Here is a 20,523-nt window from a genome sequence, read left to right as displayed (position 1 = left end):
CCCCGCTATTCCGCCTGCACATCGTCTTCATAGAGAGACGAGACCGTTTCCTGATAGGCCCGAAGCAGCTCAGGCCGCTGCTCTTCGGGCACGTCATGGACAGCGAGGCATCGTTCGAACACGTCGTTCACGTTCAAATCGTCGAGTGTTTCCTCTTCATGGATTTGTCCCAGCACGCGCTCGATGATGCGGTTGTTCTTTATCCGGAGAATTTCCATTTGAGTGCCGGAAATCGCTGCCTCCAGGCGCTCACGCAGGTCGCCAATGACTTCAGTGCCGTCGTAGATGACTTCGAGCCAGCCTTGGGTGTCCGTTGCCGTCAATTCAAGGATGCGGCTTGAGATGCCGTCCCAGTCACCCTTGACGCGTTCGAGCTTTTGAAACACCGGTACGTCGATCAGCTGTACGGATGCAGCCGTGCTGTGGAACTCAACCTGGCAAACGCTCTTCTGCTGTTTTGCCTCTCCGAACCCCATGGGCAGAGGAGAGCCGCTGTACCGAATGGTTTCGGAGCCGTTCACCTTTTGCGGGACGTGGAGGTGCCCCAGCGCCAGATAGTTGAAGCAGGCAGGAAAAATCCCGGAAGTCACGTGAGCCAAGGAGCCGACATAGAGTTCGCGCACGCCATCACCATCGACGGTTTGTCCACCTGCGGTGAACAGATGTCCCGTGCCAACGATGGGAATATCGCCCCCGAGTTCCTCGCGCTTCTGCTCGGCCAAGGCGGCGACGGCGGCGTAATGGGTGCGAATGCCTTCGATCAGTTTCCGCTCCTTGTCCTCGACGCTCTCACCAGCTTCCGCCACGCGGATATCCCTGTCGCGAAGGTAGGGCACGGCGCAGACAATCAATTCCGGAGCGTCCTGCTCATTACATAGCACCAGCACTTCGTCTTCCGGGGATGCGGTGCTACTACCGACCACGTGGACATCAAGGGCCTTCAGCAGCTCCTTGGGAGCATTGAGAAAGGACGGCGAATCGTGGTTGCCCGCGACGACAACAACATGCCGACAGGATGAGGCGGCCACCCGGCATAAAAAGCGGTAATAGAGCTCCTGGGCACGATTGCTCGGAGCGCTGGTGTCAAAGACATCACCTGCCACCAGCAGGGCATCAATCTCATTTTGCTGAATCGTCTTCGCCAGCCAGCTCAGAAAGGCCTCGAACTCCTCGTAGCGTTTTCTGCTGTAAAGGGTGCGGCCGATATGCCAGTCGGATGTATGGAGGATTTTCATTTGGGAACCTCGTCTTCCTCACCTCCCTTTTCGAGGTTGTTTTCCCATTTGGCACAAATCTTTTCGATATCAGGAATCCTTCCATCGGTAGACCAGCTTTTGAAAAATTGCGGGTTTTTGCTTCGAGGAGCTGGGTCAACTTCCCTCATTTCAACCAGTGCGGGAGCCTGAACACATTCTCCAAGCACAAGAGCGCTCCTCGGTGCCAATGCTGGTAATTGTTCAAGCAATTGCCCATATATCCCGGGGACAATTTCTCTAAAGTACCGAAGGTCTTCAGGATTTTGTAGTCGATGCACCACGAAGGAGTTGCATTGCGAAAGCACTGTTTTAGACATCTCACTTGGTCTTTGAGAGGCAACAACTAATCCCAATCCAAATTTACGTCCTTCACGCGCTATCCGTTCAAATACTTGCTTCGAGATGGAGTCGTCTTCATTCTTTTTCCCTTCTCGAATGTAGTTTTGGGCCTCTTCAAGAACAAGCACAACAGGGAATTCGCCACGGCCTATACCACTTTCAGGAAAGCTCAGGCGTTGCATAAATTCGTGTATCAAACGTCCAATAAGGGCTGTAACGTTTTCCAGAACCTCTGAGGCTAAGAGGCTGAGATCGACAATAACGACATTTGATCTTGAGGAACCATTCCTCTGCCTGTCGTAAAACGGCAGAAGGTTATCTTGAAGGCTCTCAGAACCGGATAAATCTCTATCCGGGTTGCTTTCCAGGCCAAGCAAATCCCGTAAAAAGGCAGCAAGTGAATGCTTTATTTGGGGCCATTCTTTTGTTGATGGACCGAAAAGAAACTCAAACCTTGAATCCTCAAGAAGCCTGAAAATCCGCATAAGCATCGTTGAGCAATTGTCCCTTGCCCGGCTTGAGCTTCCATCATCTCTGGACATAGCCTCTTCGATATGTCGATAGCGGAAATCTGTACGACTAAAATAGGATGGGCAATCAGCGGTAGCCACGGAGAGAGACTCATCACCCTCCGGCAGGCGCGACAGGGTTGACAGCAGTGAGTTTATCTGGTCTTTGATTCGGGTTTGTTTTCCGAGGTCAATTTGAGCATACGACTCGAATTTTTGCCCTTCCGAAGATATTCCCTCCCTGACAATGTCACAGACATTGCTAAAAACACCTTCTAATCCGTCGAGGGTAACAGAAGGATAGGCTTGGCCAACTAGTGTAATTGCTTCTGTATTAGCAGGATTGTCGAGATAGCCTACAAGGCCATCACATAACTGGCGTATAGCCTTTGCATCACTTTTATCACCACCAGAGCAATAACCCAAAACACGGTTGCATTCTTTGATTAAATCTTCGCGTAGTTGAAGCCATGCACTCCCGGTACTGGAGCTGTTACGTGCAGAGGAAAGCGCATTAAGCAAGACTGGCCTTTGCACACCGGGTGAAGCCCGGAAAATCCGTACAAAGTCATCGGAATCCATAAACCAATATGGAATCGCCAGTTTCTCTTTCTCGTTTGGATCTGTTGGAATGTATAGAGATTTAAACGCAGGTTTTGCATCGCTCCATTGGCTTCCGTTCACTTTCTGAAAAGCGGATCGATACTCGCCGTTCGTGTCCAAGATGACAAATCGTGTTTGCTTTACCTGTGGATGCTCAATAACGGACTGTAAAATGGTTGCTATAGAGCAGGATTTCCCAGATCCGGTACTCCCAATAATTGCAGCGTGCTTACCGAAGAACGTATCGGGGTCAATTTTGATGTCATAATCCGGAAAAACCGCAGAACGCCCAACAGGGATGCAGTACCCCGGTTCATCAGAATCATATTCGCAGGCGCATTTTTTGCCGAAAATAGCATCCAGATCTTCACGCTTTGTGATCAATACCGGTGAGTCTAATACGGGGAAAAGATTAATTCCTTGCTTGAATTCGTTTTCGTCAATCGTACCAATCATGGTTGCTTTCATCAGGCGGCGAGACGAAGGCAATGCCACCATTGTTTTATCTGCCTTGAGCTCACTTTCTTCTGTGAGGACAACGCGTGTCACCATGGCAACAATTCTTCGGGAACCGACAGGTATGATCACATAGGAGTTGATCGACCCGACTTCAATGGTTCCTTCATATGTTGAGCGGGTAAGAGCCTTCAGGTCCCGATTCAGCTCGATGGTCACTTGAGCTGTGTCAACAGCAACGACACGCCCGATTTCATGATCATTCGCCATCGTCAACCTCCGGCTGGGTTTCTTTAAAAGCGAGAGCCTTGAAAGTCTTCATGACCTTGGCATCAATTTCCTCTTCCCTGAGATCAGGAAGCAGCTGCTTAACAAAGTTGCCGAATGTACCGATATCCCATCCTGAAACGATCCAAACCCGTTCGTCGCCAATTTTCTGTAGTTCCTTCACAAAATCACTGCTCGGGTTGGGGTCCACGACAATTAATGTAAAGCTCGGTATTGCTAACGCCTGTCTAATAATCGCATTTACATGCTCATCACCAAAACCATATCCAATGGTGAAGAGCACCGATTGGGGCTGGACGACCGCATTGCCAAATCGACGGAACAATTCAGAATAAGGCAACCCAAGCGCCTGTCCATATTTTAGCGGTGATGGATAAATCAGGACGTCATCATCTTTGCATTGCTGGTTGAAAAAGGTTGCATACAGACCATACGGATTTTCCCAACCTTGATCAGTTCTATGCCATGTGATTGATCCGTGGAGCTTGTACAGATGCAACGCTCTGTCAAAGCGATGAACTCGGCCTTCGGTAGTCTGCGCCGGGAAATAAAAATCAAGGTCGTAGGATTCAGGTCGGAATACTCGCTTCATATTGCCGACAAAACCATCAACTAACACTGCTCCTTCCGCATCAGCTCCCTGTTCAATCAGAGTGTCATAATTGAGCGTGAAGAGGTTGGCCCGCCGAAGATTCAAAGGTCTGGTCAATATCTTCTTTATGAATTTTCTATGGACACCTAATTCACTTTCCTTACCTGCTGCCGGGAGGTTTATAAGATCCGTTAAGCATCCTGTAACTTTTCGGATCAGCGCTTCCAGATTGCCTTTTTCCAGTATCAGGTCGTCAGATCCCGTGCGGCCAATTTTGATTGCATCCGTGAAACTACCGATACCTGATCGCCACATTTGAAGATGACTCAGGTAATCTTCAAGGTTTATACAAATGGCCTCGGTTTCTTTGTCATCAGCCAATGGGCATTTTGCTTGGCGGTCGTCGAAGGAATAACTTTTCCCTGAGATGAGGGTGGCTGTTTCATAAAAACAGTGTATCCATTCAGGCGCACCCGATTTTGTTTTTTCGCTTTCGGCCTCTGCGAGTAAAGCATCTTCAAGAGGCTTGGGGATATTGGCCAAAGAGACACCGCCAGCAGATATCGAAGCGCCAGCACCAATCAGGAAGGAAACATTGTCAGTCTTTAATAATGTTCCGATACGTACTCGGGTTTCTTTCAGTACCTCGAGCAGTTTCTTTTTAGCCTTTGAATAATCAGTATCTGCCGAATCAGGGTCTTCGGCAATAAGCGACATGACCTTCGATTCAATCAAGTCCAGTGTGCCAATTTGTATTTTATATTCCGATAACTCGGTCTTATTCGCGCTCATAAAATCGCTCCTAATTTTTCAGCACCTTAGTGGCGGCAGCCTTCACGGACATTCAAATATCCTCCTCAAGGATCTGGCCATTTTCGAGTAGCCATTGCTTTGCCTTGTCCATTTTCGAGGACTGTGCTCGAACAATATTCCAAAACCGAGGTGTGTGGTTCGCTTCCAACAGGTGAGCCAGCTCGTGAATGATCACGTAATCAACGACATACATCGGTGCCTTAATGAGTCGCCAGTTGAAATTTATGTTGTCCTTGATCGTGCAGGACCCCCAGCGATAGCGATTATCAACGATCTTGGCATTTGTGAATGCCACTCCGAGATCATTGGCAAACTTTTTGGTCCGGGGCAGGATTTTTTCCGTGGCCTTGTCCATGTACCAATTTCGCAGGACCTGCTTGCGCTCAGCAGAAAGCCTCGCCGGGATCAGGAAACGTTGCTCGAAACGAATCTCTTCCGAGCTGTTTTGGACTACTTCGATCTGATATTGACGGCCCAGGTAGAGTGCGGATTCGCCGTTGACCAGCTCTTTGCCCGGCGGATGAGGTAATGCGTATTTTTGCGCATGTTTGGTCTTTTCATAAATCCACTTCCGTTTTGATTCGATGATAGATTGAATCTTCTCCTCGGAGGTGGATTCCGGCGCATGGACAACCACACTGCGATCCCGTTCGACGGTAATCGTCAGCTTTTTACGGTTAGGCGACCGCTTGATGGTATAGACCAGCTCCATGTTTACTCCGCGTAAAGAATCACATCATTATTCTTTTCTGCTATTTCCATCACCCGGCTGATGATCTGAGCGCGATTTTGAAGTAAGTTCGGCAGCTTTGTATAGGCAGGCTGCAAAAGTGTCGCTTGGATATCGGCCTTGAGCTTGTTGCGAGCAGGAATGCTCTCCCAGAAACCGGCAAGCTTCAGTTCCCTTTCAACAACCAGGAAAACCTGCTGGGTGAGATCGACGAGAACGGAAATTTCATCCTCATCCAGTGCCTTTTCGCCAAAAACTTCACGTTTGAAACTCCGGAAAAACGGCATCTGTTTCTTACGGTGGAGGCCATAGGTCGGCTCCTTGCTGGCGCTCTTGATTCGCTCTCGCAATTTTTCCAGCTCTTCATAAATTTTTCTCCAATTATCTCGAAAATCCTGGAATATCTGCGCCAGTGCCTCGGCGAAGGAGGCCTGTAAATCCGGATCGTCATCCAGTTCAACATCCAGGTGATGGCGAATAGCGTGTTCCACTTCCGCCGCCTTGGTCTTGGTGCGGTTACGCTTGCCGACGTTTTTTTCAAAGTCTTCATCAAGAATAGAAATCGGCTCAATCTTCTGATCGATATTCTTCGATTCCAGATACTGGTCGGTAATCGCACGAAGCTTTGGAGGTATGCCTTTCATGCTTAAGCGTTCGTCACGGAAATGCTTTCCGGCCAGAACATTGATTTCCGCAAGAGTATTATAGTCGCTCATAAAATCCAACGCCTGCCGGGCGGGAAAAACCAGATTCATGCATTTCGTGAAGTTCTTGAAGGCCTGCATATAATCAAAACGCAAATCTTCATCATAAAAAACATCAAAGAACGCATCATGGTCCGTGAGGTCCGTCAGACCATGTTTTTGAAGCAGGCCCATAATTTCAGCATGGCTGTTTTGGAGGTCGCGGAGCTCTTCTTCCGGAAAGCTCAGCGTATCGATGATTTCTTTTTGTTCCCGCTCGTCATAGGCATCGATGGCTTTTTTCAGGTGATGACCTACACCGACATAGTCAACGACAAAGCCCTTGTCTTTTGTGTCACCGCCAACACGGTTAACCCGGGCGATGGCCTGAAGAAGATTGTGATCGGTAATAACCTTGTCCAGGTACATGACCTGCTCTACTGGCGCGTCAAAGCCGGTAATGAGCATGTTGTTGACGATGAGGATGCCCATGTCGCCAGTCACCCCTTCGTCCTTGCCGCCAAAGCTCAGTTTGAAACTTTTGATACTGCGCTCATGTTTAGAACTATCGGAATACTCTTTCAAATGTGGTAGATCGTTATGTCCACCGGAAATGATGACATCCGATTGCATCCTCTTAAGCTGTTCAATGTCCAGACCGCCCGGGTTAGCCTTTTGCAGATCCTCTATCTTCGCCTTTAAAGCGGCATCTATATATTTCTTGTACCGAACTGCCGCTTCCCTTGAAGTCGCCACAACCTGAGCTTTGTAGCCATTGGGGAACACATGGGTAAGGTAGTGGTCCACCATGTCCTTCGCCTTGGCTTCTATGGTCGATTCAGCCTCAAGATAGGCGTCTCGCGACCCATAACCGAGTATTTCAAGGCGTTCTTGCAGATTGTAATCGCTGAACATATCCGCAAACGCCTGGTCCATGCCTGCCTGATCGGGCACTTCCGCATTATGGGTGCGGCCTTCGTAAACGATCTCCAGTGTCACCCCATCGTCGATGGCTTGACGCATGGTGTATTTGTCGATGTAGTCGCCAAAGACCCGTTCAGTCTTGTCGATGGGAGTGCCGGTGTAGCCGATTTTCGCGGCGTTTGGGATGCCTTTGTCCAGGTTCGCGCCCAGCATCTTGTACTGTGAACGGTGGGCCTCGTCCGTCATGACCAGGATATTGGGGCTGTCATTGAGTTGCGGGAAGGTTTCGGTCAGGTCCGCCTCGCGGAACTTATGAATCATGGCCATCACCAGATCCGAGGTGTCGGCGCTGAGCAGCTCCTTGAGTTTCCTGATGCTGTTCGCCACCTTGACCGTAAAGCCTATACTGCGACTGGTTTCATTAAGCTGGCCTTCCAGTTGGGTCCGGTCGGTCACAAACACGACCTTCCAGTTGGACAATGCCGCATGCCGGTACATCTCACGCACCATAAACATCATGGTGAGTGACTTGCCCGACCCCTGGGTATGCCAGATAATGCCGCTGCGTTCGCGTGGGCTTTTCCCCTGGAGCAGGCGCTGCACTGCCAGCTTTACCGCCCTGAACTGCTGGTAACGGCCGACAATCTTGATCGTCTGCCCCTTGTCATTGGTGGAGAACAAGGTGAAGGTGCGAATCAGGTCGAGGAGATTGCCCTTGTCCATCATGCCCGCCACCAGGCGCTGCTGATCGTTGGGACTGCCCGAACCGTGGTCGAGGTCATTCAATGTGCGTGGGTAGGGATCGGACCAACGGTAAAAATGTTTTTCGCTGTGGGTGGTGATCGTCCCGAACTTGGCTTCCTGGCGGCAAGTGGCAATGACGATCTGATTGAAATAGAAAAGCGGCGCACTGCCTTCACCTTTGGCCCCGCGCTGCTCGCTGTAACGCAACATCTGGTCGATGGCTTCGGGTATGGCGTCTTTGACCTTGGGGGATTTGCACTCGATCAGCACCACCGGCAGGCCGTTAACAAACAGAACGATGTCCGGGATGATATGATGTTCGGTGCCAAGAATGCGGACCTTGAACTGACAAACCGCGATAAACCGGTTGTTCTTCGATGGGTCCTTATCAAAATCGATAAACCGCACCGTCGGGCTTTGATCCCCCGTCTTGCGGTTTTCGCTGACGCTGGTGTTTTCTAGCAGCAGATGGAGTGCGTATTGATTGTTCTCTATAAGCCCCGTTCCTGGAAAACTTGCAGTCAACTGCTTGGTGACCTCTTCAACCTGGTCATCCTCCAGCCAGGGGTTTATCACCTTGACCTGCTCCCGCAGGACCTTCGGCATGACCACTTCGGTGAAATTGTCGCGTAAGGAATGGGCCGGAGTCTGCTTCTCATCTGTCAGGTCGATAATTTCCCAACCAAGGCCGGATAGCTGATCGAGCAGCGGCTTTTCCACATGGTTGCGCTCATCGAGCTTGATATGGTTTGCGGTTTTCTTCGTGCTCATGAGCAGACCTCAATGTTTTCTATTAAGGGTGTAACCCGCTTCTTGCCGGTGAGCAGGTCTTGCATCAGGGCGGTTTTGAGAGAGCGAAGTTTTTCAGAGTAAGCGATCTGAGCGTCGATCTGGCTGCTGGCCGCGCTCAAAACGGTTCTTGCTCGTGTCTTCTCATCGGGATCGGCGGAAAACGGTAGAATCATTTTAGAAAACAGCGCCTTGTTAACGATTGGAACAGCTTGAAGTCCCGCTTCCCTTCGCAGTTGCGGCCTCAAGAAGAGTCTCATCGCGAATAACAGCATTTCCGCATCTTCTGAAATGTATGGAATAAGAGTATTGATCTGTTGATTCGTAGCACACTGTGATTTTGTTAACCCGATTTTACCAATCGTTGACCCTATACACACAGTACAGATCGAATTCACTGGAATCGCTCGGCACACTGACAATCCAGATGGCGACAACGTTTTTTCGGTCTGCGTAATCAACTCTGAAGTGTTACTTATGTCCTTCGGCGACACAAACATGATGTCGCCATCGTAGTAATTCTCGACTGAAGTACTTGGTGTCGATCCAGTAACCACTTCACCTAATGAGTCGACAGTGAACAGCTCCCACTCCACCGGAATTCGCCCCAGGGGGGAATCCTTGAAGTCATGGGTTTCTTCGGAGCGAAGATTTCCATGCTCATCAATACCCCGGGTGAGAAGGTCCTGCATCAGACCGGTCTTGATGCGCTGCTGCTTGGCAATCAAGCTTTCCGTCTGCTCAATGGCCTGATCGACTTTGGAAAGAACTTCAGCGATTTTGGATTGTTCGGGTTTGGAGGCTGGTATATGTAGTTGTAATTCTTTTATTGTCGTTTGGTTAATTGAGGCTTGATTGACGGCTTGTGTTGCCATTTTTTCAAACCAAGGCTTTGCTTCTATGAGCTTAAAAAACAAAAAGTTTACATCTATGTCGTCGGAGCTACGAAAAACCAATAGATTCATTCCGTGAAACAGATATGTACCATTCTTAACTTGTGCAGCTTTCCCAATGTGTTTGAGGCTGTTGATGTTGCTAAATAAGATGTCGCCAGTTCTTAATAAATAAGAACCGGGAATCTTCTCCACATACCCAACTTTTGTCGGATCAATCATTCCATTAGAAATTGTTTCAATCCGTGTTACGGGGTATTCGGTAATCCATCCAACTTGTTTGCCTGAGAAACCATTGCGAATCAAAACTATCAGATTTCCAAAATCAATATTACCCCATCCTTCTACAGCAGTATTCATTTCAAATACCCCAGCCCAGTAAGAAATCTATTCAACCCACCAAGGGTAGTTTCCCGTTGCTGCTCAAGCTTCTGGCTACTTGTCGCATATTTATTCCAGAGATTTTCAACTCCCTGAATCAGTGCTCGCTTTTCCGCGTTTAAATACCGTTCCAGCTCTCGACCGGCAATGTCGTAAAGTTTCTTCAGAATGAGTCGCTTAGCTTCTTCGACAGTCAGTTGGCCTCCAATTTCCGCCAGCAGAGCATCGGTTCGGGCAATGCGCGCCTTCAAAGCTGCTTTGTCTTTATGCAGGGCGGTGATTTTCTTCTTGTCCGTCTTATTGTCTGCATCGAGTTCGGCTATTTGCTTATCAACCTGCCGGATCAGTTCCCGGTTTTCATCCGTGAACCCTTCAGCGCCCAAACGTTTCAATTCGAGCTTCAGTTCCAGTTCGGTGGTTTTCTCTTTCAGTGCGTCCTTGGCGTCCTTGATTTTTTTCTCGATCTTCTTGATGGCGGCATCCAGTTTTTTCAGCTCATCCAGTTCCCGCCTGGCAGAGGCCCCGGGTGTGTCCTTCAAATCATCGATGAGTGCCTTCAATGCCTTTTTGATAACGGCGGCAGTGACCTTCTCGTCTTCGTCCGGCTCGTAGGCAGCCGTCTCCTGGGCAGTTTCGACAGCCTCGGCCAGCTCGCTTTGTAGTTCGCTGATTTTGTTTTCCAAGGAATCAATAGCGTCGGCCTCGGTTTGAAAGAATTCCGCAATCAGATATTCATCGGGAATCAGGGTGTGATGCCAGCCGATGGAAACGATGGTTTTCAAGTCGTAGCGGATCTGTTGCCACCAGTTCACAAACACCCCCGCGCTCTTGAATTCGTCCAGTACGCTAAGGGGTATCATCTTGTCCTTGAGCGTTGTCAGCAGCTCAATGCGTACATCTGGCATTTTTTTTCCGTTGCCATTGCCGTTATTGGCCCGCTCAAGTCGGGCAAAATCGTTCTGCGCCACCTGCCACCAATCCTCAAGGGCTTGCGCGTGAGTGGTAAGAGTCTGGACAACGGCCGAATTGGCTTCGATAAGTTTTTTGATATCCGTCTTTTCCTGAACGGTCTCCTTAAAGGCGAGGTACTTTGGACGTTCCGCTTGAAAGAGGGTTTCAGCAGCCAGGCCAAAACGGGCAAAGTCCTCATGCCGCGCCGTTACTTCATCTTCCGGAATGCCGCCGATGAGATGGGCTTGTACATCTTCGGGCTCCGGTTCAGGGGTGTTGTCGACATAACGGCGAATGTTCAGGTTGTAATCGTGTTTATCGACGATTTCGGAGGTGTCGACCAGACGGCTGTATTTTGGGAGTTCCTGTTTCAGGGTGAAAATGGTGTCGATTTTCTCGATATCTTCCGGGCGCAGCTTGTTTTGGTTCTTACCCTCGGCAAATTCACGGTCTGCGTTGATGAACAACACCTTATTGCGCAGATGATCCGGCTTGTTCTTATTACAGACCAGCACACAGGCGGGGATGCCGGTGCCGTAAAACAGGCCTTGCGGCAGGCTGATGATGGCCTCGATGACGTCATCGTTGATGAAAAGTTCCCGGATAAGCTTTTCCTTGCCGCCACGAAACAGCACGCCATGGGGCATGATGGTGGCCATATGGCCATTGCCCTTGAGGCTGGCCAGCATGTGCTGGACGAACATGAGGTCGGCTTTTTTACCGGTCTCGGGACACCACTCCCGAAAACGATGGGTAAATTTAACGCTGGCTCGGTTGTAATTCTGTGAAAAAGGAGGATTGGCCAGCACCCGGTCGAATTTGCGAATCTGGCCATTATCGAGAATTTGCGGGTCCTCCAGAGTATCTCCGTTTTCGATGGTAAAACGGCTGATGTTATGGAGGATCATATTCATGTTACAGATGGACCAGACTGTGCCATTGGAATCCTGTCCATAAAGAGCCAGGTCGTTGGGGTCCTGACCCTGTTCTTCGACATATTGATGTGCCTGAATCAGAAAACCGCCTGAGCCGACCGTTGGGTCATAAATGGTATTGCCTGCCTGTGGCTTGACGAGCTGCACCAGCAGACGGACGACTTCGGCGGGGGTATAGAATTCGCCACCTTTCTTGCCCGCGCTGTCGGCAAAATATTTAATCAGGTATTCATAGGCTGCCCCGAGAAGATCAGGGAACTCAAAGTTGTCGTTTACCAGGACAAAATTGGGCTGATTGAAATGGTCGAGGAGGTCTTTCCATTTCTGATCGGGAATCTTGGTTTTTCCCTTGATTTCATTGAAATTGATATTGTTCTTGAGCACTCCGGCTAGGGAATCATTCTCGTCCTCAATGGCGGCAATGGCTTTATTGAGCATATTGCCAATGTCGTGCTTTAAATCTTTCAAAGCGGGGACGGTGTTACCGTCCTCATCCACCCATGTTTCGTGCCAGCGGGCACGTTTGGGCACGTAAAAGGTCTCGCCGTAGGATGTTTTATCCTCAAGGAGCTCATCGACCAGGTCGGGCTGATCTTTCAAATGTGCGAAGGTTTCGTGGCGCAGTTGGTGCCGCTTACGATCAAATTCATCAGAGAGCCGCTTCAGGAAAAGCATGCCGAAGATGAATTCCTTGAACTCGGAAGCATCCATTTTACCACGTAGAATATCGGCAGCTTTCAGCAGGAAGGATTCAAGCTGGGATAAAGTTATTTTCTCTTTGTTCATTTTTTATCTCCTGATTCCTGTTTCTTCTCTTCTGCTGCCGCGCCGCCAGCCTTGACCCACTCGTCCACTTCATCTTTCTTGAACTTCCAAAGACGGCCCATGCGATGGGCGGGCATCGCATGCTTGTCGATCCAGCGGTAAACGGTGTCACTACTGACACCGAGGTACTTGCCTATCTCGTCTACTGATAACCAGCGGTCTTCTATCTCGGCCATATCTCCAACTCCTCAAGGGCGATTGGTTTTCTTGCCACGCCAGAGGCGGTAACGGGGATGCTGGGCGGAGCATCCCCAAGTTAAAACGTCCTTTAATATATTTAGGCAGGGGCCGATTGTCAAACGTTTTCGTCCGGATAAAGCCGCAAAGGTCTGCTCACGGACGTAACCACTCGCCGCTGGCGACTCTTTCCGCGTAATCTAGGCATGGCATCCAGTAGGTCCAGGCAGGAGTCGAGGTACGCCCGCACAGCACCGCCACCATCACCCGCTGATACATGCTCTGGCCGCCGGGCCGAAAGCCTTCCAGCCGGTCGATGGGCGGCAGATCCCGCTGCGGGTCGGTGAAGGTCACCAGCTCCCCATGGATCAGATCCCAGTCGCCGGTCGGTCGACCGAAGCGTGGTGTGCCGATATCCTCCTGCCTGCGAGCGTCCGCCAGTGGATCGGCGGTGCCCTGGGACAGGATCAGACCCTCCGGCACTTCGAGGGCCGGGAAACCGGCGTGGAGGTGGTAGAGCCTGCCCCAAACCACGGCCGGTTCGATGCTGCGGGCCTGGGCGCAGAAACGTTGATGGTTCCAGTAGCCCCGTTTCAGGGTGCCGTAGACGAAGAGCCGGAGGATGGTCTCGGGACTGTCTTCCGGGTTTGTGTTCAGCTTCGCGGTGTCTCCAATGTTCATGCATTCACTCCTTCGGGCAGTGTCCCTTTGCGCTCCTGGGGTATGAAGCGGAATTCGCTGTTTTCGATAGCCCGCACATCCTCGTGGCGGATGGTGAGCATGGTCATGGGCGGAACCTCCAGCTCGCGCCAGCCCTTCTCGTTGACCACGGCAAAGTCAATAAAGGCGTCGTCCGAGGCGTAGAGCACCACCCGGTGCTGGCGGTGGATGCGCAGGCAGAGTGGCTTGTTGCCCTTGAGCACGGTGATGGTGCCGGGGTCGAGGCGTGAGGTCAGCACGGCGCTCATTTGGCCGCGACAGAGGGCAAGCGCCTTCTTCAGCCCCTCCTGGTCGATGGGGCCTTCTGGCGCGAAGCGGTCGGCCAGACGGAAGATCAGCTCGCTGTCCACCTCTGCGTAGCGCGGCAGCCTAAGGCGGCGGAACAGATAATCGGCGTTGTAGATGGTGCCGTTGTGAGTGCCGATGACGATCCCGGCCCGGATGGGATGGTTGTTGCGGTTGTTGAGCTCGTTGCCCCGGGTGCGCCAGCGGGTATGTCCCATGAGGATGGTGGTCTCGTTGTCGACCTGTCCGAGCAGCTCCTGGAACGGCTTCTCGTAGACCAGCTCGTGCGCCCGCATTGGCCGCTTGAAGATGCGGTGGCTGCCGTCTGTCTTGAGCCGGGCCAGACCGGAGGCGTGCGGTCCGCGCTCCTCGCTGTGCAGCAGCATGCGGATGAAGACCTCGCGCAGGTAATCCCGCTCATCGGGCCGTCTGCGCTTGCGGCCGAAGATGATGCCTACTTGTCCGCACATGGAGCTGGGTCCTCCTTGCCGCCGAAGTTTTTGCCGAGCGGTCTCGTCCCCTCAAGGATGAAGGCTGCGTATTCGCGCCGGTGGTCCGCCAGCCACTCGGCTACCTCTGGGTACCCCATCTCGGCGGTCAGCCGGGTCACCTCCAGGTGGTCGAGCATGTTGGTGCGCCCGGAGAGCCGCACCGTCTCCAGTGCTTCGAGGAAGCGTTCCGGCCAGGGATCGCTGGCCTTGTCGTCGGGCAGGAACTCGATCAGGCTGTGCCGCGCCAGACGGGTGAGAAACTCGGCGGCCGCAGCGGCGGTGTCCTCCGGCAACGGATGGGGCGGCCCGCCTTCGATGCCGGAGAGCACCTCGGTCATGTAGTCCCGGGGCGCTCGGCTGGCGGTGAATGGCGTCTGGCCGCGCATGAGCTCGATAATTTCGAGGCAGTCGGCGGCTTGCAGGGTTTCCCCGCTGCCGGGGATCGGTTCGCCGTCCAGCGTGGTGGAGCGGATCAGAATCTTCATGGGGCACCTCCTTAAACAGTGAGGCCGGGAACTTGCCCGGCCTCGTTGGTGAGAGTGGTTGTTTCGTCCGGAAGGACGTCCTGCGGTTTGGGCCGTCCGTTCTTGAAGGCTGCGTCGCCGGGCATGTTGGCCATCAGATGCTTGCGGGCGGTCTTGAACTCGTCGCCGATCAGGCCGAGGTGGAGCAGGAATACCCGGAAGTCGTACTTGGCGCTCTGGGGATCGAAGTCCCGCTTGCGGCTGGAGGCCGCCCGACCGTTGAGCGCCTTGGCTGCGACGGCGAGGCAGAATTGCAGGTAAGCCTTGATCCGCCCCGCGTGAAGGGTCGCCTCGAACCAGCGGAACTCCACCGTGCCCCGGTACCAGACGTTGTGCAGGTTGACCCCGTGATAGCGGCTGTTGTCGTAGTGCTGGGGCTGGCGGTTGTGGTAGCCGTACCAGATGCGGTTGAGCTGGTCCTTGGTGCGCGGGCGATGCTGTTCGATACGCTGGATCAGTTCATCGCTGACCGGCCGGGTGTAGCGATTGAGCCGGTCGCGGCTGATGTCGAGGGCGTGGAGGATTAGCGGCTCCTGCTTGTAAATGATCTTGGCCAGGTTACCCAGGTGTCTGCCGTCGAAGGGCGCGGCGTCGATATGGATGTGAATGCCGCACTGGCTGTTGATCTTGCCTCCGGCGCGGCGGATGGCCCGGACCGCCTCCTGCAGTTGCGGGATGTCGTCGTAGCCGAGCACCGGGCTGACCACCTCGGCCCGCAGATGGGCCGGGACGCTGGTCAGGGAGGCGTCCCCCACCACCTTCCAGACGCGGCCGCGCAGGTCCTCGACCTCCCAGGGGTCATAGCTGCTGGGGATGCCGACATGGCGGACCGTGCCGCCTACCACCGAGTGGATGGCCCAGGCGATCTGCTCCCGGGTGCGTTTTACGGTCTCGATCTCGATCCCGTAGTGGATCTCTTTCAGGTTCATGCGTGCCTCCGTCGTTCGTGGCGCTTATAAGTCGTTGTCTGGCAAGGCTTTTCAGCCTCCGATTACACCATGAATGAATGCTTCTTTCCGGACACAAATCAAGTAGAAGAACAGTCGAAGACGACATTTAACACGTTTATTTTCAATAACTTGCGAGCTTGGACGGATTGGGCGGCGCACAGGCGGCAGAAACCCCGGAACGGGCTGGCCGTATCCGGGGTTTCTGGGTTGGCGGTGGCAGTGAGCCGGTCAGCCGGAGGCGGTATCGGAGGTGATCAGGCTGGCGTGCAGCTCGAGGTTGCGCGACTCATCGGCCCGCATCCGCGCCAGCAGCGCCGTGAAGGCCTCCGCTTCGTCGGTCGGGAGCTTTGATGCCCGTTCCAGCCGCGCCAGGCGCTGGTGCAGATTCTCCAGCAGTCCCAGGGCGTGGTCGCGGATCAGGCCGTCGCGCTTCTCCTGCGGCGTGGGGATGAACTCGGTCAGGCCGCCTTTGCGTCGAACGATCATAGCCGTGCCTCCTTAGCTCAGGGTCGCGCCCAGCGAATGGATGCGCGGGTAGATCAGGGGCGTGCCGGTCATCTCGGCCTTGTAGCGGACCTTGTTCCCGGTGTTGTCGGTGAAGGTGCGCACCAGGGTGTATTCGGTCCAGTTCTCGTCGATGGGCCGGGTGTCCTGGATGGTCATCGCTTCCCAGGTCAAGCCGCCGTCGTTGCTGGCGAACCATTGCAGGGTGGTGCCGCTGGGGATTTGCATCTGCACATAGGCCTTGGTCGATTCCACCCCCTGGGTCAGCTCATTCTCGCGGGTCAGGTAGGCCCCGGTGGTCTTGTTGAGGTAGCCCACCAGGTTGACGTCGCGGAAGTTGATGGCCGGGGTGTCGTGGGAGAGCGAGCTGCTCAGGCGCACGCGGATCTGGACCCGGGTGGCGAGGTTGGGCAGCCGTTCCTCCTCGGCGGGAACCATGGCGTCCCAGGTCACGCCGCCGTCGGTGGAGTATTCCCAGTCGAGTCCGGTGCCCTGGGGGATGGCCGAGTATTCGTCGAGGTTGATGTCGGAGAACTGCACACCGGTGATCGGCTGGAAGCGGATCATGCCCTCGGATTGAAAGTTGTAGCCGTAGATCTTCATCGCCAGGTCGGAGCCGTTGAGCGGCGTCCAGGTTTCGGCGTTGGAGCTCTCCAGCAGCACGCCTTCCATGTAGGTCTGCCGGGTGATAATGCCCCAGCGGCCCATCTTGCCGAGGGTAGCGGTGCGTACCTTGTAATTGGTGCTGTTGGTCAGTAGCACCACGGCATAGCTGGTGTTGGCCTCGGCGTAGAACGGGTCGTCGAAGCGAATGCGGGTCTCGCCGCTCAGGCTGATCTCGTTCGGGGCCAGCACCTTCTCGGCGAACACCACGCCGTTGGGCAGCCCGGTGGTGACGCCGCGAATCTGCACCGTGACCGGGATGCTCGGGTCCCTGGCGGTGAACTGCAGCCCGATGCTGGAGATCACCTGGTTTTGGGTGAAACTGAAGGTCTGAGCCAGCGGGTCACGGGGCACGAAGATGGTCTGGGTGCGCCAGACCACCTGCACCACGGGCACGCGGATAATGCGGTTCTCGATGATGCGCTCGATACGGGTGATGACCAGCGGATCGTTGATCTGCAGGCTGGCCCGGGCCGAGTAGACGCCGTCGGCCATCTCCACGATCCGGTTGCCGTTGCGGGCGTTGGTCGGAATGGTGAAGGAGGCGCTGACCCGACCGGCCTCGTCGCTGATCAGGTTGCTGGCCATCACCTGGCCGTCGCAGCGCAGCACGATGCCGGACTTGCTCGGGGTGAAGTTGATACCGGTGACGGCGATCCCGGTCTGGCCGCGCCGCCCGAGGTTGGGCGTGATCTGCAGCATGGCCGGGGGCTTGTCGAACACCGCGTAGGGGTTGATGTTTCGCTCCTCGGACCAGTCGTTCTGTTCCACCAGCACGGTCTCGTTGCCGGGCAGCAGCGCCAGGCTGCCGAAGAAGCTCGCGTTGCTGCCCGCCTGATCGACCGAGAGCACGGTGGAGTGCGGAATGCGATCCGGCGCGACGAAACGGGCGATCTCGTTGACCCGGGCGTCCCATTCGGCGTGGTAGATGTCCGACTGGGCGGTGTTCGAGAAGTCGTCCGAGTAGATGCCTTTCTTGGTCTGGGCGTCCCGGTTCTGCAGCTCGTTGTTCATCTGGTACTGGGCATCGTTGTACTTCAGATCCTCGACGTCCTGAATGATGTCATGGATCTGGTCCATGGTGATGCGGGTCAGGCCGAAGTTGCGGATCTCCATGTCGGTGGAGTTGGGCGGGCAGTCGATGCTGCACAGCCCCAGGGCGTTTTCCGGCACGATGGGCAGCTTCGGGAAATCGGCCGGAGCCCCTTCCAGCCGCTTGATCTCGGTGGTGGTGGCGTAAACGATGTCGCGGCGGCCGAGGTAATAGTCATAGTCCAGGCTGCAGTTGGAGCCGTTCACCGGTTGGTCGCCGAGGCTGCCGCGCCCGAAGTTGATCACGTTGAGGTTGCCCAGCTCGAGCTGCACCGGCGACATGGTGAGTCCGGCCGTGTTGGTGGCCGGAGGCGAAGCGGTGCCGATCTCCTCGACGCCGTCGTCGACGTAGGAGAGCGCCTCGCTGCCCAGCTCCATCAGGCGCTTGTAATCGGTGCGTGCGCCGTTGGTGGCCGCCCGGTAGACGCGATAGCCGGTCGCGCCGCTGACCGGCAGCCAGGTGAGCTTGTTCATCTCCCCGGCGGCGGTGGCCCGGGCGATGACCGCAGCGGTGTTGAAGGCCGTCTCGCCGGTGGCGTTGTAGGCGGTCACCAGATAGAAATAGTTTCCGGCCGCCGGATGGTTGGCCTGTCCGAACCAGCCGCTGTCCACATAGTCGGTGCCCTTGACCATCTGCTTGGTGTAGGTCCAGCGCACCGTGTAGGTGGTGCCGATGGCCGGTTCGTTGCCGGAGCCGAGCCAGTCGACATGGTTGCCTGACTGCTGCCAGTCCACGCCCTCCTGGAAGATGGTCGCTCCCTGGCTGACCTCGAGGATGTCCACCACGGGATTGGGATCGAGCAGGTCTTCGCCGCCGCCCACCGAGCCGCGAGTGACGTTGCGGGTAATCTCGACGATGGCCTCCACCTGGGTCGTCTCCTTGAGCGGGGTGGAGTTGACCGGATAGCGGCGCTTGTTGATATCGAAGGTCTTCTGCTCGCCGCGCACCGACTTGGTGGCGATGGATTTGGGCACCAGGGTCGAGGTGGGCAGATCGCGCTGATGCCGGAAGCCCTGGATGTAGGCGCGTCCGGCGTTGGTGATCGCCTCCACGCTGTCGTCGTCGACGCCGCCGATAAAGGTGTCGAAGCCACGCACCAGGTAGCTTCCGGCCTGGTCGAAGGTGCGCTCGGCCAGGTTCTGAATCAGGGAATTGAGTCCCTCGGCGGCGGCGAAGGAGAGCTGGTCCTCGGTGATCGATGAGACGGTGATCCGGCTGCCCGGCAGCGTGCCCAGCAGATCCCGCAGGTAGAGGTTGGACTTCTCCTGCACCGTGGGCGTGACGTCGCCGCTCTCGCGGTCGAACTTGTAGATCGGGATCACCCGGCGCTCGGCCACGTTGTTGGGCAGCGTCTGGCCGCTGGTGTCCGTCGCCTTGAGGGAGAGCGCCCATTTTTCCCGCTCGGCGGTGGGCTCGCCGGTGGCCGGATTGATCAGGGCCGGGTCCTGGGTGTAGCCGTAGTTGTACTTCAGCAGCTCCACGTAAACGTAATCGGCCCCGCTGGTGGTGGCCGGATCATAGGTCAGAGTCGCGCCGCTCACCTGTTCCAGATGGCCGTCGATGTAGACCACGCCCGGAGCCAGGGTCAGGACGTTGGCGGCCGCGCTGACCTCGAGGCCCATGATGATGGAGCCTTCCTTGAACAGGATGTCGGCGATCTTGCGCCGCTCCAGGTTGATGATGTCCTGCTGCTCGTTGAGTTCGGAATCCAGCAGGTCGCGATCCTGATGGTAGCGGATGCGCTTGTAGTTCTTGGTCGGGTCGAATGTCTCGCGTGAGATGCTCATGATTGAATCCTCCAGTTAGATCTTGATGATCCCGACCAGCTCCACGCGGGTGTCGGAAATCTTGTTGAAGTCGGGAATGTTCTTCACCTCGTACAGGTAGCCCGGGCGCAGCGCCTCGCCGGTCGGGTTGGTGTCCTGATGGAACACGCCGCCCATGGCGAGATCCCCGGTGGTGCTGGCCACGTACTGCACGTCGCCGCCGAAGAAGCCGTATTCGCGGATGGTGATGCCGTTGGCCTCGGCCTCGTCGAAGCGGAAGAAGACGCCGATGGTGTTGGTCTCCTCGCCGGTTTCCAGGTAGCGCACGCCGTTGACCAGGAGCGCCCCTTCGGCGTCCTCCTTGAGGAAGGTCCGCTTGTAGTAGCGCTTGCGGGCACGTTCGTTTCTGAGCCCGGTCTGGCCGATATCCGGCGCGGGCGGATTCTGCGGGTCGGTGAAGCTGGCATCCCCGTCGCCGATGGCGCAGTGGGTGATGCCGTCCACGGCCTGGCCGAGGAGGAGTTTGGCCGTCAGTATCCGGCCGGTTTTAACGATGAGTCCCAGTGCCATTGCTGTTCTCCTTTAGGTCTGAATTTCGTGGTCTTGATCGATGAGCACCGCGAACAGGATCTGGCGCGT

Annotated in this window: 15 protein-coding genes; all 15 read right to left on the bottom strand. The window is 54.8% G+C overall.

Features of this window, described 5'->3' with window-relative positions; all coding sequences use genetic code 11:
- Window positions 1-5: 5 nt before the first annotated feature.
- Complete coding sequence (locus tag AC6CDK_RS11590) at window positions 6-1,235, bottom strand: exonuclease SbcCD subunit D C-terminal domain-containing protein (RefSeq protein WP_192905174.1); 1,230 nt, start codon at window positions 1,233-1,235, stop codon at window positions 6-8.
- The gene (locus AC6CDK_RS11585) at window positions 1,232-3,433 is read right to left on the bottom strand and encodes an ATP-binding protein (RefSeq protein WP_192905175.1); all 2,202 of its coding nucleotides are present in this window, start codon (window positions 3,431-3,433) and stop codon (window positions 1,232-1,234) included. Before AC6CDK_RS11585 ends, AC6CDK_RS11590 begins: the two co-directional genes overlap by 4 nt.
- Window positions 3,423-4,835, bottom strand: coding sequence for an SIR2 family protein (locus tag AC6CDK_RS11580; protein WP_192905176.1), 1,413 nt, complete (start codon window positions 4,833-4,835; stop codon window positions 3,423-3,425). The genes AC6CDK_RS11585 and AC6CDK_RS11580 overlap by 11 nt, the downstream gene beginning before the upstream one ends.
- 52 nt (window positions 4,836-4,887) lie before the next feature.
- A complete protein-coding gene (locus AC6CDK_RS11575) occupies window positions 4,888-5,568 on the bottom strand; it encodes a M48 family metallopeptidase (RefSeq protein WP_192905177.1) in 681 nt (226 codons plus the stop codon).
- A gap of 2 nt (window positions 5,569-5,570) precedes the next feature.
- The gene (locus tag AC6CDK_RS11570; protein ID WP_192905178.1) at window positions 5,571-8,708 is read right to left on the bottom strand and encodes a type I restriction endonuclease subunit R; all 3,138 of its coding nucleotides are present in this window, start codon (window positions 8,706-8,708) and stop codon (window positions 5,571-5,573) included.
- Complete coding sequence (locus AC6CDK_RS11565; RefSeq protein WP_192905179.1) at window positions 8,705-9,979, bottom strand: restriction endonuclease subunit S; 1,275 nt, start codon at window positions 9,977-9,979, stop codon at window positions 8,705-8,707. The genes AC6CDK_RS11570 and AC6CDK_RS11565 overlap by 4 nt, the downstream gene beginning before the upstream one ends.
- Window positions 9,976-12,672 carry a type I restriction-modification system subunit M gene (locus tag AC6CDK_RS11560; protein ID WP_192905180.1) on the bottom strand — a complete coding sequence of 899 codons (2,697 nt, stop codon included), beginning with the start codon at window positions 12,670-12,672 and terminating at the stop codon, window positions 9,976-9,978. Before AC6CDK_RS11560 ends, AC6CDK_RS11565 begins: the two co-directional genes overlap by 4 nt.
- Window positions 12,669-12,887, bottom strand: a complete 219-nt coding sequence (locus tag AC6CDK_RS11555) for a helix-turn-helix domain-containing protein (RefSeq protein ID WP_192905181.1) — start codon at window positions 12,885-12,887, stop codon at window positions 12,669-12,671. Before AC6CDK_RS11555 ends, AC6CDK_RS11560 begins: the two co-directional genes overlap by 4 nt.
- A 157-nt stretch (window positions 12,888-13,044) precedes the next feature.
- A complete protein-coding gene (locus AC6CDK_RS11550; RefSeq protein WP_192905182.1) occupies window positions 13,045-13,569 on the bottom strand; it encodes a gamma-glutamylcyclotransferase family protein in 525 nt (174 codons plus the stop codon).
- A complete protein-coding gene (locus AC6CDK_RS11545; RefSeq protein WP_192905183.1) occupies window positions 13,566-14,363 on the bottom strand; it encodes a glucosamine 6-phosphate synthetase in 798 nt (265 codons plus the stop codon). The genes AC6CDK_RS11550 and AC6CDK_RS11545 overlap by 4 nt, the downstream gene beginning before the upstream one ends.
- Window positions 14,348-14,869, bottom strand: coding sequence for a DUF5049 domain-containing protein (locus tag AC6CDK_RS11540; protein ID WP_192905184.1), 522 nt, complete (start codon window positions 14,867-14,869; stop codon window positions 14,348-14,350). The genes AC6CDK_RS11545 and AC6CDK_RS11540 overlap by 16 nt, the downstream gene beginning before the upstream one ends.
- Window positions 14,870-14,880: 11 nt before the next feature.
- Window positions 14,881-15,837: an amidoligase family protein gene (locus tag AC6CDK_RS11535; protein ID WP_192905185.1), complete on the bottom strand. Its 957-nt coding sequence runs from the start codon at window positions 15,835-15,837 to the stop codon at window positions 14,881-14,883.
- A gap of 249 nt (window positions 15,838-16,086) precedes the next feature.
- Window positions 16,087-16,344 (bottom strand): hypothetical protein, encoded by a 258-nt coding sequence (locus AC6CDK_RS11530; RefSeq protein WP_022993020.1) that lies wholly within the window; start codon window positions 16,342-16,344, stop codon window positions 16,087-16,089.
- A gap of 12 nt (window positions 16,345-16,356) precedes the next feature.
- Entirely contained in the window at window positions 16,357-19,905 is a 3,549-nt protein-coding gene (locus AC6CDK_RS11525; RefSeq protein WP_192905186.1) for a DUF4815 domain-containing protein, read from the bottom strand.
- A gap of 15 nt (window positions 19,906-19,920) precedes the next feature.
- Complete coding sequence (locus tag AC6CDK_RS11520) at window positions 19,921-20,454, bottom strand: hypothetical protein (protein ID WP_192905187.1); 534 nt, start codon at window positions 20,452-20,454, stop codon at window positions 19,921-19,923.
- Between the last annotated feature and the right edge of the window lie 69 nt (window positions 20,455-20,523).

Source organism: Geobacter sp. PheSNFMC, assembly GCF_059620965.1.
This window is presented reverse-complemented; position numbering and strand designations above follow the sequence as displayed.

Coding starts and splice junctions, on each gene's coding strand:
- AC6CDK_RS11590 (WP_192905174.1), bottom strand. CDS start 1,235: ATGAAAATCCTCCATACATCCGACTGGCATATCGGCCGCACCCTTTAC.
- AC6CDK_RS11585 (WP_192905175.1), bottom strand. CDS start 3,433: ATGGCGAATGATCATGAAATCGGGCGTGTCGTTGCTGTTGACACAGCT.
- AC6CDK_RS11580 (WP_192905176.1), bottom strand. CDS start 4,835: ATGAGCGCGAATAAGACCGAGTTATCGGAATATAAAATACAAATTGGC.
- AC6CDK_RS11575 (WP_192905177.1), bottom strand. CDS start 5,568: ATGGAGCTGGTCTATACCATCAAGCGGTCGCCTAACCGTAAAAAGCTG.
- AC6CDK_RS11570 (WP_192905178.1), bottom strand. CDS start 8,708: ATGAGCACGAAGAAAACCGCAAACCATATCAAGCTCGATGAGCGCAAC.
- AC6CDK_RS11565 (WP_192905179.1), bottom strand. CDS start 9,979: ATGAATACTGCTGTAGAAGGATGGGGTAATATTGATTTTGGAAATCTG.
- AC6CDK_RS11560 (WP_192905180.1), bottom strand. CDS start 12,672: ATGAACAAAGAGAAAATAACTTTATCCCAGCTTGAATCCTTCCTGCTG.
- AC6CDK_RS11555 (WP_192905181.1), bottom strand. CDS start 12,887: ATGGCCGAGATAGAAGACCGCTGGTTATCAGTAGACGAGATAGGCAAG.
- AC6CDK_RS11550 (WP_192905182.1), bottom strand. CDS start 13,569: ATGAACATTGGAGACACCGCGAAGCTGAACACAAACCCGGAAGACAGT.
- AC6CDK_RS11545 (WP_192905183.1), bottom strand. CDS start 14,363: ATGTGCGGACAAGTAGGCATCATCTTCGGCCGCAAGCGCAGACGGCCC.
- AC6CDK_RS11540 (WP_192905184.1), bottom strand. CDS start 14,869: ATGAAGATTCTGATCCGCTCCACCACGCTGGACGGCGAACCGATCCCC.
- AC6CDK_RS11535 (WP_192905185.1), bottom strand. CDS start 15,837: ATGAACCTGAAAGAGATCCACTACGGGATCGAGATCGAGACCGTAAAA.
- AC6CDK_RS11530 (WP_022993020.1), bottom strand. CDS start 16,344: ATGATCGTTCGACGCAAAGGCGGCCTGACCGAGTTCATCCCCACGCCG.
- AC6CDK_RS11525 (WP_192905186.1), bottom strand. CDS start 19,905: ATGAGCATCTCACGCGAGACATTCGACCCGACCAAGAACTACAAGCGC.
- AC6CDK_RS11520 (WP_192905187.1), bottom strand. CDS start 20,454: ATGGCACTGGGACTCATCGTTAAAACCGGCCGGATACTGACGGCCAAA.